The sequence below is a fragment of the Stenotrophomonas pictorum JCM 9942 genome, assembly GCF_001310775.1.
Classification (GTDB): domain Bacteria; phylum Pseudomonadota; class Gammaproteobacteria; order Xanthomonadales; family Xanthomonadaceae; genus Stenotrophomonas; species Stenotrophomonas pictorum.
In genome coordinates this window covers 1-1,734 of sequence record NZ_BAZI01000475.1, presented here as the reverse complement: position 1 = coordinate 1,734, position 1,734 = coordinate 1, and the positions used below count along the sequence as shown (strand labels likewise).

Below are 1,734 nucleotides of genomic sequence, written 5' to 3'. Positions count from 1 at the left end.
GGCGATCAGCCGGGGCGCCTCGGCGACCGGCTCGAACTTGGCCAGCTTGGCCGGCACATTGCGCGGCGCGTACCACAGCCCGGCCAGGATGAACGTGCCATAGAACAGCCAGCCCACCGGTTTGACCCAGAACGAGCGGTTGAACCGGCGCCGGTAGGCCACGCCCAGCACCAGCAGCCAGAACATGCCGAACAGCATTCCGCCGATCACGTCACTGAGCCAGTGCGCGCCGAGGTAGATGCGCGCAAAGCCGATCACGGTGACGACGATGCCCGAGACCAGATAGGGCCACACGCGCGCGCGCCCCGGCAGTTCGCGGCCGATCAGCACCGCGAAGAAGCCGAAGGTGATGGTCGCCATCGTCACCGCCACCGACGGGAAACCGAAGCCGCTGCTGGCTGCCGGCGGACGCACCACATCGACGGTGGCACCCAGCAGCTTGGTCAGCGCCAGGCCGAAGGCCAGTGCCGCCAGCCAGTGGGCGGCGGCCATCCAGCGCCGGCGCCAGGCCAGATAGCCCATGCCCACGGCGATGGCCGGCAGCAGCACCTGCCAGTCGCCGAGCGAGGCCAGCGCGGCCATCGGGTAATCGGCCAGCGGGTTGCGCAGCGCCAGCATCAGCCGGTGTACGGCCAGGTCCAGCGCCAGCGGTTCGCCGTGGCCGACCACCACCATCAGCAGTACGAACCAGCCCCAGCCCAGCAGCAGCAGCATCAGCGCAAGCATCGCCAGCGGCACCGATTCGCGCCGGTGCGGGTCGAACAGATCGGTCAGCGAGCGCCCCAGCAGCTGCGGGTGGCGCTGCGACCAGTGCAGCAGCCGTGCCAGCCAGCCGTCCATGCGGGTGGCCGACCAGCGGTAGCTGTACAGCACGATCGCCCACACCAGCCCGAGCATCGCCCCGAGCAGGGCCAGCACCACGAACAGGCGCCCGGCCACGGCGGCCACCGCGTCGTAGGCCTGGCCCAGCGCCCAGCCGGGCAGCAGGAACAGGATCGCCCAGGACACGCAGGCGATACCGCTGGCCTTGAGGTAGCGGCTGAACGGCATGCTGGCCATGCCGGCGATTGCCGGTACGAACGGCCGGATGGCGCCGACGTAGCGGGCGATCAGAAGGCTCTTGAAGGCGTTGCGCCGGAACAGCACTTCGCCGCGATCCAGCAGCTGCGGATAACGGCTGAACGGCCAAACCCCGCGCAGGCGGTCGCCCCAGCGGCGGCCGACCCAGTAGCTGATGCCGTCGCCGGCAAAGGCACCCAGCGTCGCGCAGGCCACCGCGTACGGACCGGACAGCTCGCCCATGCCGATCAGCACGCCCACGGCGATCATCAACGGCAGCGCCGGCACGATCGCACCGAGGATGATCACCGCGTCGCAGAAGGCAATGGCAAATATCGCAGCGCCGGCCAGCACCGGGTGGGCGGCGATCCACGCGAGCGTGGCGTCGATCCAGGAAGAATTCATCGGCCGATTATAGGGGGCGGACCCCGTCAGACCGGCGTTCTGGCGCGGGGTTCCCGCCGTGCGCCTGCCTGTGGTTCACCTGTCCGGGCCCGGAACGGACGCCGCCGACTAGAATGTCGCGATGGCAGAACTTCCCGACGCGCGCGTGCAGGCGCTCAAATCAGACAGCTTCGGCAGGATTCTGCTGGTGGAGGGCCCCGATGGCCGTTTCGTGCGCCGGGACCTGGGCGCCACGCCGCTGTGGCTGCGGTTGCCGGCCTGGTGGCTGGC

General features: G+C 70.0%; 1 protein-coding gene and 1 pseudogene. One reads left to right on the top strand and one right to left on the bottom strand.

Annotated features, from left to right (window positions below):
- Positions 1–1,464: bifunctional DedA family/phosphatase PAP2 family protein (locus JCM9942_RS15185; RefSeq protein WP_054660676.1), on the bottom strand; the 1,464-nt coding region annotated here is incomplete at its 3' end.
- A 121-nt stretch (positions 1,465–1,585) separates the two neighbouring features.
- Between JCM9942_RS15185 and JCM9942_RS20340 the strand changes: the two are divergent.
- A pseudogene (locus JCM9942_RS20340) lies at positions 1,586–1,734 on the top strand (serine/threonine protein kinase); the annotation flags it as partial.